Below are 14,164 nucleotides of genomic sequence, written 5' to 3'. Positions count from 1 at the left end.
TGCAAGCCAACAAAGCGTGAGCACCGGGACCTGATCCGGAAAGCTCACGCTTTGTTGGCTAATAAATGTATCAATGCCCGCTATTCTTTGCTCATGACCGACAGAATTTGATCAAAAGCCTCCTTCGCCTCCGGGATCGGATACAACGGGAACACATGGGCCATTTTAGAGTAAACAAAGAAGTTATGGTCTATCCCCTGCTTGTTCAGCTTCTCATCCCACAACACGCTATCGGGATAGCCCCCCTCATAGGTACCGACAAATACCGTCACCTTTGCCACCTTGTCAAAATTCCCAAACAGCGGAGAAATACGCGGACTGGTGAGCTCTTCATCTCCAGCCCATTTCTTAGCGGCGTATAACGCCCCAGGCACAGCAAGCATGGGATCACGCTCCACATAATCGTCGATTAACGGATTCTGGAAGGACAAATCCATAGTAGGCGAGAGAGCAACAATATCTTTAGGCTGCGGGATGCCCGCCTCTGCTAATTGTTGACCGAACCCCAAGATAATGTTGCCGCCTGCGGAGTCTCCCATGAGCGTAATCTGTGACGGGGCATCCACGGAATCCAGTACAGATTGATAGAGCTTCTGCAAGAGCTCATAAGTCTCCTCAAACGTATGCTCCGGCGCCTTCGGATAAATAGGTACGACAACCCTCGCATCTGTAGCCTGAGCAAGCTTATCAATGAACTTCCAATGAAAAGAAAGGGGTTGCTGAACCCATGCCCCACCATGAACATAAATAACGACGGTTTGTTCCGAGTCCTGCTTATCGTTAAACGTATACACCGCATAATCGTCCAAGCGTTCGCTCGTGACCTCGCTCTTGTATTTCTTATCTGGCAGTTCATATTCCTTCGAGTCGATCCTCCCTTCCAAACTCTTCACCATCAGCTCTTCCGAAGCAAAAGTCTTCTTGCTGCCACTCAGCACAATCAAATCAGAGAATATTTTACTTCTATACGAACGGTGCTCCACCTGATTAAAGTACAACGCTCTTCCACCCAGCCAGCAGGCAATTAGCACCACCAGCACGACAGGAATCATCCATCTGCGCATGAGCTTCACAATCCTTTCTTTCACTGCATCCTCTTGAGGTGTTACAATTATAACACCCCCGATATCAGAACAACATACGAATACAGCGTGATGGGACAAAAGGAAAGGATGTGTCACAGGTGGGCAATGAGGAGCTAAAGCAACTTTCAAAGGCCTCCATTCAGGAGGCCTTTCTGTTGTTGTTGGAGAAGAAGACGTGGCATGAGATCTCCATACAAGATATTATCCACAAATCAGGAGTATCGAGAATGACTTACTACCGTCATTTCGACTCCAAGGAGGATATACTGATTCAATTATTTGATGCCTTCTTGCAAACTATTGCAGATCATACGCCCCAGAGCTTCACTCGCGCCAATAAGCGAATCTTCCTAACGAAGCTATTCACGGTCATTAAGGAATATCGCAAGTTTATAAGAACTTTGATTATGAATGATCAATATATCGGGATGATTCACCGGACAAACCATTTTTACTTGAAGCAGATAACCGCCTCACGGCAGCAGCCCTTCAAATTAATCGGTTTCATTGGCTTCATCTCAAATGTATGCTTCCATTGGGTGAGGCAGGATTGCCAGGATTCCCTGGAAGAGCTTGTCGAGACCTGTCTTCAAACCATCCATTACCCATAAAAATTACATATATGGATCGTCTCGGCCGCTGCCTTCGACTATACCGGAAATCACCAGGTTGGTGGTACGCATCAAGTTGACTTCATAGGGCTTCTCTACTGCGGTGCCATCCGCTTCCTGAATGATTCGGACCACGGGACGATGCACCACGCTCGGGTCCAGTGAGGAGACGATTCCTAGTTGGCCGTTGCTCAGCTTCACCTTGCTCGCAAGAGGATAAATACTAATATGTCGCAGATAAGTCTGAATCATATCCAGGCTGAAATAGCGGTCGCCCACGGCCAGCAAATATTCGATGGCTTCGCCGGGGGTGTAGGCCAGACGGTAATTTCTTCGCGAAATTAAGGCATGATACGTATCCGCTATGGCCACGATCTCGGCAAATTCGTCTATCTCGCCGTGCTTGAGCCGGGATGGATAACCCGTGCCGTTATAGCGTTCGTGATGCTGAAGTGCACATAGCGCAGAGCGAGGGGAGACCCCCTTCATCTCGCGAATCATCCGATAACCGATCTCCGGATGCCGAAGCATCGCTTCCCGATCTGGTTCGGTCAAGGTCCCCGTCCGATTTAACGTATGAGTCGGCAGTTCTGTCATCCCGATATCGTATAGCAAGGCTCCTATACATAAATCCGTCATTTGCGTGCTGGAATATTGGTTGGCAATACCCAGAATCGCCGAGTAAGCCGTCACATGAAAAGAATGATCCAGCAGATAAGGATCGCTTTGGTGGAGTAAGATCAAGCCGTCAATGACTTCCTGACGATTTGTAATCTCATGCAGTACGCTCCGAAACACCCGGTGAAACTGCTGTTCCAATTCAGGCGTTGAAGGCCGTCCGAAGCCAAACTCCGAATCCGCCAGGCCTACCAGAGAATTACGAATCCGCTTCCGCATCTCCTGCTTATCATTAGGATTCAGGAACGATAAGCGTAAGCCGTTAGCGTTAGCCGCATTCTGAGATCCGGCTTCCCCTGGCAACTGTACCCCTGGTGAATCCACCGTAGTAATGATTGCCGTCTGAATTCTTAATTTTTTGAGACGAGTAATGTGATTCTCTGTGAGCGCAGTTCCCGCCCCAAGCATGGTCATTCCTTGTTGATTCAAGATAGGCTCGGCCAAAACATCTCCTGGTTCGAGCATTCGCACATGAACCTCTTTCATGGCATCACCCCATTAAATTATGCAATTGATTACGCAGCAACATGAATAAATGTGACCTTTGGCCTATGCCAACTTTGCCCTAACAAATTAAAAATGTAGTCCAGACCACAGAAAAATAGTTCTCTACAATTTAAAATTTATCATGATTGAAAGGTTTGAGACACTATCCGAAAGTATACTTTGCCTCCACAAATTTCGACAAATATATACAAAAAGTCACTATCCGCTATAAGTCCGCAACGATAATCTAAATATATTATGTTAATCCAAAGGAAGTTTGAGGGTGAAGAAGCATGTGCATACAACCATATGAGTCAACAGGCTCCGCCCAGATTCCACGCATAGTAGGAAGAGACTGGGAGCTTGAGATTTTCACAATGTTCCTGAGTCGTCAGGCCTATATGGAGCGTATGATCTACATTACCGGGCCTTTAGGCTCAGGAAAAACAACTCTAATTCAGGAATTCCAAAGGCGAGCTGTACGTCAAGGAATCGCAACGATGGTGTTGGATGCTACACAATGCAATCCGACAGCATTTGATCTAAGTCGACAAATACTGCATCAGCTTGGGTTATCCGCTACACTCCCCCCTTCCTCTAATCCCAATTTTGTCGTGAGGTCTGCCCTGGAGGGCATTAATAGATGGGCCGAGTTTGGACCTTCTATTTTGTTTATTGACGGATATGAGCGTTTAGAGCCACTTGATGATTGGCTGCAGGAATTTTTCTTCGCACAAATAAGCCGGAAATGTCTACATGTACTAGCCAGCCGCAACCCCCTGCCCGATTCATGGACCAAGACTGATTTCTGGCAGCATTCGATCTACCGGATGCCGCTAGGCAACCTGGATCGCAGGAGCGTAGTGGCTTATCTGCAGGCCATGGGTATCTCTAATCCGGAGCAAATTGCCCAGATTTGGCGGCAAACCGAGGGACATCCCCTCAGGCTATTCGCCCTGTATCAGGAAGAGCGCCGAGAAGAGGCAGCCACTACGGACGTTTGGGAGGACGCGCTCGCAGCGCTCCCCGAGCTGCCTCTATTTGGAGAGGCGGCAAGGCCAACGCCTAAGGAGGTCATCTATGCTCGCACCGATCTGACTCACCGGGAGAAAGAAGTAGCCACCCTGGCCGCAGAGGGTCTCACGAACCGCGATATCGCCTCGCGCTTGTTCCTGAGCGAGGTAACGATTAAGAAGCATATGCGCTCGATTCTGCAAAAGGTAGGGGCCAGCAATCGGACGCAGCTCCTCAAGTTATTAATGGATTGACCTCTCTACTGATTAAAATGGCAATAAAAAAACCGTCCGCAAAACGGACGGTTGATGTTGCTGTGTGTTCTTAAGGAAGCTGCGTGCTGCCCATTAGATATCGATCGACCTCGCGGGCTGCTTGGCGACCTTCATGTATGGCCCATACAATCAAGCTTTGTCCCCGCCGCATATCCCCCGCAGCGAAGACCCCTTCCACATTGGTACGAAATTCGCCTAATTCAGCCTTGATGTTGGTGCGATTATCCACTGCCAGTCCCAATTGATTTGGCAAGGTTTGCTCGGGCCCGGTAAAGCCCAAAGCCAGTAATACCATATCAGCCGGAATGACCTGCACACTGTCCGGGACCTCGACTGGCAACAATCGGCCCTCATTCTCCTTCCATTCAACACGAATGGTCTCCACACCCATTACTCGGCCTTGCGCATCCCCCAGCAAACGCTTCGTTGAAGTCTGGAATGCTCTTGGGTCCTCACCAAATATCTGAGCCGCTTCAGCTTGACCATAATCGGTCTTCAGCACCTTCGGCCATTCCGGCCAAGGGTTGCCAGGCTGCCTTGTTACAGGAAGCTTTGGCATAATTTCTAACTGGGTGACACTTTGACAGCCTTGACGGATCGCCGTAGCGACGCAGTCAGTTCCTGTATCCCCACCGCCGATAACAACAACATGCTTGCCCTTCGCTGACAGGAATTTCCCATCATTCAAATTCGAATCCAGCAGACTCTTCGTATTTTTGGATAAAAACTCCATCGCTTGATGAACTCCAGAGAGGTTCCGGCCTTCTACGTTCAAGTCCCGAGCTTGCGTAGCCCCGCCGCACAGAATGACGGCATCGAACTCTGCACGAAGCTGACTTGCTGCGATATCTTTGCCAATCTCTACCCCTGTCACGAATCGGATGCCCTCGGCGGCCAACAAGTCTACGCGGCGCTGTACTACCGATTTGTCCAGCTTCATGTTAGGGATGCCGTACATGAGTAGTCCACCAATGCGATCAGCCCGTTCATATACGGTGACCTTATGTCCGGCCTTATTCAACTGGTCTGCACAAGCCAAGCCTGCAGGGCCAGAGCCAACGATAGCCACTTTCTTTCCCGTGGATGCCGCTCTAAGTTGAGGCTCAATCCAGCCCTCCGCAAATCCGCGATCAATGATTGCCTTCTCGATATTCTTAATTGTGACAGGTGATCCACTCTTGCCAACCGTACAGGCTCCTTCACATGGAGCCGGGCAGACCCGTCCGGTGAATTCGGGGAAATTGTTCGTCTTATGGAGCCGCTTCAACGCCTCACGCCAGCTTCCACGATAGACTAGATCGTTCCATTCGGGAATCAGATTGTGTAGCGGACAACCGGAGGCCATCCCGGATAACAACCGCCCAACGTGACAAAAGGGGGTGCCGCAATCCATACAACGAGCCCCTTGCGTTCTTAGCTTATCCTCTTCCAAAGGGACAGAGAACTCCTGCCAGGATTTCGTGCGCTCCAACGGTTCAATCTCTCCGGGTACCTCTCGACAATACTCCAAAAAACCAGTCGCCTTTCCCACTCGCATCCTCCTATTCCGACACCACGCCTATTCATACACTGCCAAGCATACCAAGCTACTCATAGCCGATACACTTGACGCTTTAACGTGCTGCCGCCATCAAGTAATCTCATGTTATCACTTGCACTTGGCAGTTCAGAATGAAGAAGATCACTACGCGTGAAAAAAATTACAATTCAGGAGTACAGCTCCGAGTCCTTATTCAATACATATGTATTGCACATGTGATCATGCAGGCCACGCTTCTCTGCGGAGAAGGCAATCATGATGTAACCGATACACAGAAGAATTCCCGATATAAATTGGGCAAAATAACGTCCTAAAGAGCGGAGAATGGATAGGCGTTGTCCTTCTTCATCCACAATCTTGGCTCCCACCACAAGCTTGCCGATCGTGGCTTGCCAGGCCGTGCAGGGTAAAGCCACAAAATAGATCATATCCAGCACTCTCTCACCCCAGACGGAGATAGGCAATAACCCTCCAATCGCCCACAGAATAAGAAAATCAATCAGATAAGCCAGGGCTCTCCTCCAGAAGCCAACATAGACGGGGTCTGGATTGGGATAAAACATTCTGTTGTGCCCTAGCTCTCCTTCCTCCGGTCTTGGGGTCGAAGGCGGCCAGGCCGGACTTTGATAGAAGCTCGGTGGCGACATCACTTGAGACATATTAACCCCTTCCTCTCTACCCAAAGTGGCATTTATTTTAGATAATCCAGCTTGATGCTTAACAAGGAGAAACTAGGAAAAAGAGCGGTGCCTTAACTCGGCAACCGCTCTTCTTCCTGATGGTATCTAAGATTATGCTAGTTATGCAGCCAACCTTGTATTAGGAATTTGCAGGCTCTGAAGTATCAGCCGGTTGTGTGAGTTCTCCGGCTCCTTGCGCTGGTACAAACACATTGCTTCTCGTTCCCGAAGACAAGGCGTACAGCTTGGCGTTTACCATATCAGGAACCGACAACACGTAGATATTGTATGCTCCAGTAGCTGGATTTAATGCATTGCCATTCACGTCCTGCGTAACAATCGCTGTGATTGGTCCCTGATTACTTGCAGATACACTAGCCCCTCGGCTCGCCAACTGAATGGCAGCATCCAGATTCAACGACTGTCCATCCGGTGCAGCAAGCACTACATAGGAGTTGATATAACGGTTATCCGTAGGTGGGTTGAACGCTACGGAAATCCGATCTGCTTCTGATGTCGGACTCACCTGAGTCACAGGAGCGACCGCTACATTGTTCGAATTTACCACCAATTTGATACCGTTGGAGGCTTGTGACAAGGCATTGGTACCACCGCTTTGCGCTACAGTGAGCACAAAGAATTGATACGTGGTATCTGTTGTCAGTTCATTCCCCCAAACATCCTTCGAGGTTTGCAACGGAATCCGAACATTTGACCCAAACGGTGTTACTGAAGTGTAACGGTCTGCTGACCGTACATCGTTAGCATCTGCTAACCGGAAGCTTCCAACACTCGCTTGTGGAACCGCCAGGATGCGATATTCCACTACATTGCTCTCATTAGCCAGCTTGTTGAAGCTAACGATGATATCACGGTAGGTTCCGCTGTTGCCTTCAAGCTGTGCATACAGTCCGGATACGGCCTGCACTTGGCCGCTATCGGACAAGGTAATTTCCTGAGAGTACCATGACAGAGCATTACTGCCTTGACCGGTTGCCGCTACGGATAATACGTATACCCGGTAACTAACCCCGTTACGAATTGTTGCTCCATCCACATCTCTGGCTCCTGCAGCAAGATCCACCGTCAGCGTTGATCCTGAACCGCCTTTGCCTACATAAGTGTAATTGGTATTGCCCACATTATTGGCGCGACTCAAGTCAAAGCTTCCTGCATTATTCGCCTTCACCACCAAAATCCGGTAGTGGCTGAGCTTCGACTCATCACCGGAGCGGGTGAAGGATACGCGCAAGTCGCGACCATCTCCCTGGTTACCAATATCCGCTGCCGTAACATTGGACGCTGGAGCAATCGTATTGCCCGACAGCGTGATAGCCGACGAATAAGAGGATAAAGCGTTATTCAAGTTATAGTTGTTGTTCGCTACGGAAAGAACAAACACCCGGTAGCTAACGCCATTACGAATCGTTGCGCCATCCACGTCCCGAGCTCCTGAGCCAAGTACCAGGGATTGAGTATAACCCGTCTTACTAACCTCGGTATAGTTGGAACGAGATACATTGTTGGCTCTGGATAGGGTGAAGTTCCCGGCATCGGACGCCTTCACGACCAGAATTCGATAAGAGCTGATATTATATTCGTCCGCAGCCGGATTGAATGATACACGCAGATCGCGGCCATCGTTCAAATCACTCACATCACTGACATTCAGATTAGATACGGTGCTTACGCTATTGCCATTCGTCAGCGTGATCGCACTTGAAGCCGAGGACAAGGTATTGCTTCCCTCGTAGGAGCCCGTACCTACTGCCATGACGAACACACGGTATCCTACGCCGTTGCGAATAGCGGTACCATCAACATCCCTTGCACCTGAAGGCAAGGCATATTGAGAGATGTTATACCCTGTTTTGTTCACTTGAATATAGTTTCTGCTGGACACCGTATTAGCTTTGGCCAAGCTAAAGCTGGCATAATCGCTGGATTTAACTACGAAAATGCGATAAGAGCTAATTCTCGACTCATCGGAAATCCGGTTGAAGCTGATGCGCAAGTCGCGCCCATCCCCATAGTCGTTCCAATCCTCTACTTGCGTAATGACCGGGGAGATCATCGAGCCAGTGCTAAGAGTAATGGCCGATGAACCCGTGGATAGCTTGCTGGAAGCTGTCCCCGCATTGCTGACCGACAGTACGAACACGGTATAGGATACGCCCGACTTGATCAATTCGCCCGAAGTATCGCGGGACGAAGATGTCAACTGACCTGTAAGGGTCGTGCTGCTACCCGATTTGTACACCACCGTTGAATAAGAGGTAGGTACCTTATTCGCTGCGGTCAGGTTGAAGCTCGAGGCATCCTTCGTCTTGACCACGAATACACGATAATTTGCGATGCTGCCTTCGCTGCTGGCCCGTGTGAAGCTCACACTCAAATCACGGCCATCTCCGAAGTCGCTCACATCGGTGGCACGAACATTAGATGCTGCCGCAACCGCCGAACTGTTCTGTAAAGTCACAGATGGAGAGGCTGTCGACAGCGTTCTGCCGCTATTCCCCTTGCCCACTGCCAGAACAAAGGCTACATAAGCCTGGTTCTCACGGATCGCCGAGCCATCCACATCCTTGGCGTTAGAAGAGAGTACCAGGGCCGGGTCTGAGCCCGAAGGTGCTAAGCTGGTATAGTTGCCTGAAGCCACCTTCTGGGCGGCTGCCAGATTAAAGCCGGAAGCATTAGCTGCCTTAACGATCATAATCCGGTAATGATCTACACGAGATTCGTTGGAAGACTTGGAGAAGCTTACTTCCAAATCACGGCCATCTCCGTGGTTAGCCACATCCCGGCCATATACATAGGCTACCGGATTAGGATCAAGCGTGTCTCCGCCGCCAACTCCGCCACCCGAACCGGTATTAATCGTTACTCTCTTGGACTGACTATTCCAATCTACCTGCTGACCGAGCGCTTCACTGACGAAGCGTACAGGGACCAGCGTTCTGCCCTTGATGCTTTGGGCTGGTACATCAAGCAGCACAGCCTCATTGTTGATCGTCGCGGAACGTGAGTTCAACTTGAGTACGACGGTTGTGCCTGTCTTATACGCCGTTACCGTCTTCAGCGTCTGGTTATAGTTGACCGTTGCATCCAACGCTTCAAAGATGGCCCGCATCGGCAACATGACCCGCCCGCTCACGACCACCGGCGCCTGATCGGTAGCCAAGCGATTGCCGTCAATATAAACGCTGATCGGTGTAGCAGCCGAGGCTTGCGGCTGATACAACATAGGTACAATTAGTAATGCGGCTAGAAGTGAAGCCCATAGTTTCTTCACAAATTCATCCTCCTTAGGCTCGTGAATAGAGCGAATAAGAAATATCTCTTGCCCAATTTGACGTTTGATCTTACGTAAAAGTTGCTGTCATTTGCCTAACTAAGCAAAATTACCTATTTTTTTGAGTTGTTCAGAATTTGTACAGATCGATGTGCAGATTTTGTTCAGGACATTTTTATAAAATATGAAATTATATCCGAAGTCAGAGAGGAGATAAATGAGCAATATCACAGTGCAGAAATAATTGAAGAAAAAGTCAGCATTGGTACTAGATTTATTTCTGTGTTTTTCATTTTTCATTCTAGGAGGAGAACATGCGTACAATAGAACGTCCTAATCGGTGGAAACGTAGCTTCAGCACTTTTCTTGCCTTCACCCTCATTGCCAGCAGCTTGTCCCTGAGCGTATTCTCAAGCAAAGCAGAGGCTGCTTCTACAACCGCTCTTCCAGGTGGTATTGATGCTTCGAAAATATCATTATGGGTAAAAGCAGATGGCGACATTGTTGCGGATGACCACGGAGTTGTCTCTCAGTGGGCAGATGCTTCTGCGCATAATCAGTTTACGATAGCGGGAACGCCCCAACTTGAAAATACCACGACGAACTTCAATCCTTCCGTAGCCTTTGACGGATTCAGTTATCTCCAGGGAGACACTGGAATTACGATGGAAGAGGCCTACACCGTTGCCATGTGGAATGGGTTAACGAACGGTCCCAATGGTCAAATAACCAAAGGAACTGTTCTTTCGAGCATATTACCCAATGGTTCATCGGCTCAATATTATTTCTGGGTTTATGCTAACTACTTATACACTGGAGCTGCGCCTTATAATACGGTACCTGCTCCGGAAGACCAACAATATCATATCTGGAACGCTACTGAGCAGCTTTATCAAAAGAACGGCGGCGATGTAAACTCTACTATTGCTACTAATAGCACCACCATCAATGGAATTCCACAAATCGGTAAAAGAAACAATTTTACAGACGGTAGTAATATGGGCAATATGAACGGAAATATCGCCGAGGTTATCGTCTTAAACGAGAAGGCAAATGATTCTGAACGAAGCAGAATTAACAGCTATCTTGCTCTCAAATATGGCATGACTTTAAATAATGGCGCCAGCAATTACGTAGACACCAGCAATCAGCCTGTCTGGGTAGCAGATCCAGAGTATGCTAGCAACATTGCCGGAATTGCACGTGATGATGCCCAAGGCTTATATCAGAAGCAAAGTCATAGCATCCAAGCGGAGAATACTAACGCAGTTGCCCAAGTATTAATCGGACTTAATACCCTGACTGACACGAATATTGGCAACCAAGGTACGCTGACAGATAAGCAATATTTAATTTGGGGAGATAATGGCGTTGCCGATAATGATGTCGAATTAAAATTCACAACCCCGGTTGGCACAACACATAAAAATCAAACCGAGCGAATCTGGAAGGTGCAAAATACAGGGAATATTGGTGAAGTCAACATCGCCATTCCTCAAGCAGCGGTTCCATCCGTTCCTACACTGTTCATTGGCTCAAATGCAACTGACTTCGCTTCAGCCACCCCTTACTCTATGACAGAGCTAACGGTGGCCGGCGTAGACTATTTTGTCACCAAGGCAACCTTGGAAAATGGTCAGTATTTTACCTTTGCTGTAGACGATGCTCTATTAGCAAGCTTGACTATTACCGAACCGGGTAGAGAAATTGTAAATCAATCACCAACCGAAATCGGTGGTCAGGTTCAGCCCGATTCAACGGTCACGGTGGTCATTAAAGATAAGCAAGGTAATATCATAACCACTGGCCCAGCTACAGTCACTGGCGACAGTTGGAGCTTCGTTCCGTCTACAGATTTAACCCCTGGCGAATATACCATTGTTGTGACCGCTGACAAAAATGGGGATACGGTCACTAGAGAGCAAAAGTTAGTAATCGTAGATAAAACTGCCTTGCAAAATAAAACAGACGAAGTGAAAACATTAGTAGAACAGGAATACACAGCGCAAAGCTGGAGCAACCTGGAGCAAGCTCTGGAAGCTGCTGAATTAGTTCTGGCTAATCCGTCAGCAACGCAGGCACAAGTAGATGCCGCACTAGCAGAACTGCAGCAGGCACAGGATAATCTAGTGAAGCTGGGTTCATACGACGATGGGTTGCAAATCACGCAGCCGGATACAGTCACATCAGACACCTACCCGACCATAGGGGGCTTGGTAGATGTGCTTCTCCCGTCTTCCGTCACCTTTACGCTAAAGAATGATCAAGGCGACAATGTACTAGAAGATATCGTTGCAACGGTTAATCCCACAACCGGCGAATGGTCCTGGCCTTATACACTGCCAACCGGCTTACCGAACGGCACCTACACCATTATCGCCACGGCAACAAATGGTCAGCAAACGGCAACCAAGCAGCATACGTTCCTGGTAGACTCACAGCCGATCGTCGACAAAACAGCCTTGCAACACAAAGCAAAAGAAGCTGATACTCTGGTAGAGGATACCTACACTGCAGAGAGTTGGGGCCATTATCAAGATGCATTATGGCTGGCAAATAGAGTGTTAATTGATCCTGATGCAACGCAGGGAGAGGTTGATGCCGCACTTGCTCATCTAACAGCAGCACAAGATGCACTTATAGCTCTTGGGAAGGGCTTGAGTAACTTGACTTCTCCAACGGGGGGCTCGCTAAGTCCAAGCTTCCAAACAAAGATAGCGAACTATACCATGACGGTGGGATATCCAACAGCAGCCATTGATTTTACAGCCATTCCCGTAGAGGAAGGCGCTAAAATAACGACTACCGTAAATGGACAGGCAGGAACGCTTGATCAAATTCCTTTACGTGTCGGGGAAAATATCATTATTATTTCCGTCTTGGATCAAAATGGACAATCCCAGCACTACACCATTAAGGTTTACCGCCAGGCAGACTCTTCAAGCCCAGGCAGCGGTGGGGGTGGAAATAGCGGCGGAGGTTCACCAGCACCAGAACCAAACCCTGATACAAAGACAAAAGTCAAAATTGAATTGGAAATCGATGGTGAACATCCGTTAGAAACAACAACCATCGAGATTGAACGTACAAAGCGAGCCAACGGTCAAACAGCCGACTTGGTAGCATTTACGGAAAAAGTCGCTAACGAAGCCGCCGAGAAGGCCAAGCAGATTGGCAATCATATCGCACGTATCGTCATTCCTGATGCCAAGGATGAAGTAGATGAAACGACGATTAAAGTCTCGAAAGGATCCTTGCAAATCCTGCGAGACAACAGCTTGTCATTAGAGATTGCCACTGAAAATGGTCATATTGCAATTCCTGCCAGCTCCATAAGTGATATAGACCGAGACTTCTATTTCCGTCTGGTTCCGGTCAAGAAGGAAAGCGAACGCCAACTGATTGAACAACGGGCAAGAGCAGAACAAGTCGTTCGTGAAACCTTGCAAACCGATGAGGTTCATGTTGTAGCACGCCCGATGACGATTGAGACGAATATGCCAAGCCGTCCCGTTCAAGTAACCTTGCCATTGAAAGGCATTGATGTACCGGGCAGCAAGGCTGGACGCGATGCCCTGTTAGCACAGCTTGGCGTATTTATCGAGCACACCGATGGAGAGAAGAAGGTCGTTCTTCCAGAGTTGGTATCTACGAAGAAGGACGCCTATGGATTGCGCTTCACGGTGGACAAGTTCAGCACCTTTACAATTATTCAATTTGATCCTTCGGGAACCGGTACGCACAATGCATATATTAAAGGATTTGCCGATGGAACTTTTGGTCCTGAGAAGAACGTGACCCGAGCGCAAGTAGCTACCATGATTGCCCGGATCTTAGGCTATACCGATGGTCAAGTTGTAGAAACATCACCATTCAAGGATGTAGCCACAGGCCATAGTGCTGCTGGAGCGATTGCCTTCGTGAAGCAACAGGGAATCATGAACGGAGACCAGAATGGTAATTTCCATGCAGGGGCAAATATCACACGTGCAGAAATGGCCACTGTGGTAGCCAATTACAAACAGCTTCCGGTAGCGGATAATGTCTTGATTACATTCAATGACACCCAAGATCACTGGGCACAATGGATTATTGAAGCAAATCGTGCGGCCGGCATTATTCAAGGACTTGAAGACGGCAGCTTTGCACCAAATGCTTCCTTAACCCGGGCCCAAGCTGTCGTAATGATCAACCGCATGTTTGAACGTGGACCTCTATATGGCGTGTCTGTTCCAAGCTTTCCGGATGTGAGTCTGACTCATTGGGCATTTCATGACATTGAAGAAGCAGCAAAATCACATACGTATATAGTTGATCAGGATCATAAAGAACAGCTTAATAGCTACTAAAGTACCGACAGATAATAGCTCTCTGCCCCCTCCGTGCGAGCTCCATTCAGGCTACATAAAGTAGCCTGAATGGTTCTCACGCGGAGGGGATTTATTATATACTAGCACTTGACCAGCGATATTCGTAAATATTCGACAAATTATGTAGGGATGA

General features: G+C 48.4%; 8 protein-coding genes. 3 read left to right on the top strand and 5 right to left on the bottom strand.

Annotation, left to right across the window (positions count from 1 at the left end; all coding sequences use genetic code 11):
* Positions 1-80 precede the first annotated feature (80 nt).
* Positions 81-1,064: an alpha/beta hydrolase fold domain-containing protein gene (locus BN3279_RS03415; protein ID WP_187377730.1), complete on the bottom strand. Its 984-nt coding sequence runs from the start codon at positions 1,062-1,064 to the stop codon at positions 81-83.
* 176 nt (positions 1,065-1,240) lie between these two features.
* On the opposite strand from BN3279_RS03415, the gene BN3279_RS03410 reads away from it, so the two are divergent.
* Positions 1,241-1,696, top strand: coding sequence for a TetR/AcrR family transcriptional regulator (locus BN3279_RS03410; protein ID WP_187377729.1), 456 nt, complete (start codon positions 1,241-1,243; stop codon positions 1,694-1,696).
* A 3-nt stretch (positions 1,697-1,699) separates the two neighbouring features.
* On the opposite strand, the gene BN3279_RS03405 is transcribed toward BN3279_RS03410, so the two are convergent.
* A complete protein-coding gene (locus BN3279_RS03405; protein WP_082672913.1) occupies positions 1,700-2,860 on the bottom strand; it encodes an HD-GYP domain-containing protein in 1,161 nt (386 codons plus the stop codon).
* A 293-nt stretch (positions 2,861-3,153) separates the two neighbouring features.
* Between BN3279_RS03405 and BN3279_RS03400 the strand changes: the two genes are divergently transcribed.
* Positions 3,154-4,128: a LuxR family transcriptional regulator gene (locus BN3279_RS03400; RefSeq protein ID WP_059049240.1), complete on the top strand. Its 975-nt coding sequence runs from the start codon at positions 3,154-3,156 to the stop codon at positions 4,126-4,128.
* Between the two features lie 70 nt (positions 4,129-4,198).
* Here the strand turns inward: BN3279_RS03400 and BN3279_RS03395 are convergent, their stop codons facing one another.
* The 3 genes from BN3279_RS03395 to BN3279_RS03385 all read right to left on the bottom strand — a co-directional run bounded on the left by BN3279_RS03395 (position 4,199) and on the right by BN3279_RS03385 (position 9,661).
* Positions 4,199-5,680: a glutamate synthase subunit beta gene (locus BN3279_RS03395; RefSeq protein ID WP_059049239.1), complete on the bottom strand. Its 1,482-nt coding sequence runs from the start codon at positions 5,678-5,680 to the stop codon at positions 4,199-4,201.
* A 176-nt stretch (positions 5,681-5,856) separates the two neighbouring features.
* On the bottom strand, positions 5,857-6,348 hold the full coding sequence (locus tag BN3279_RS03390; RefSeq protein WP_059049238.1) for an RDD family protein: 492 nt from the start codon (positions 6,346-6,348) through the stop codon (positions 5,857-5,859).
* Between the two features lie 160 nt (positions 6,349-6,508).
* Positions 6,509-9,661, bottom strand: a complete 3,153-nt coding sequence (locus tag BN3279_RS03385) for a copper amine oxidase N-terminal domain-containing protein (protein ID WP_232436740.1) — start codon at positions 9,659-9,661, stop codon at positions 6,509-6,511.
* A gap of 314 nt (positions 9,662-9,975) precedes the next feature.
* Here BN3279_RS03385 and BN3279_RS23315 point away from each other — a divergent pair, with 314 nt between their 5' ends.
* Positions 9,976-14,010 carry a DUF8202 domain-containing protein gene (locus BN3279_RS23315; RefSeq protein WP_082672912.1) on the top strand — a complete coding sequence of 1,345 codons (4,035 nt, stop codon included), beginning with the start codon at positions 9,976-9,978 and terminating at the stop codon, positions 14,008-14,010.
* Positions 14,011-14,164 lie beyond the last annotated feature (154 nt).

This window comes from Paenibacillus senegalimassiliensis (genome assembly GCF_001486585.1).
In the GTDB taxonomy this organism is placed as follows: Bacteria; Bacillota; Bacilli; order Paenibacillales; family Paenibacillaceae; genus Fontibacillus; species Fontibacillus senegalimassiliensis.
Note: the sequence above shows the minus strand (reverse complement) of the source record. Positions and strands in the feature narration are given on the sequence as shown.

Bases quoted from the DNA above. Each gene is read 5' to 3' on its own strand.
- BN3279_RS03415 (WP_187377730.1), bottom strand. From the start codon at position 1,064: ATGCGCAGATGGATGATTCCTGTCGTGCTGGTGGTGCTAATTGCCTGC.
- BN3279_RS03405 (WP_082672913.1), bottom strand. From the start codon at position 2,860: ATGAAAGAGGTTCATGTGCGAATGCTCGAACCAGGAGATGTTTTGGCC.
- BN3279_RS03400 (WP_059049240.1), top strand. From the start codon at position 3,154: ATGTGCATACAACCATATGAGTCAACAGGCTCCGCCCAGATTCCACGC.
- BN3279_RS03390 (WP_059049238.1), bottom strand. From the start codon at position 6,348: ATGTCTCAAGTGATGTCGCCACCGAGCTTCTATCAAAGTCCGGCCTGG.
- BN3279_RS23315 (WP_082672912.1), top strand. From the start codon at position 9,976: ATGCGTACAATAGAACGTCCTAATCGGTGGAAACGTAGCTTCAGCACT.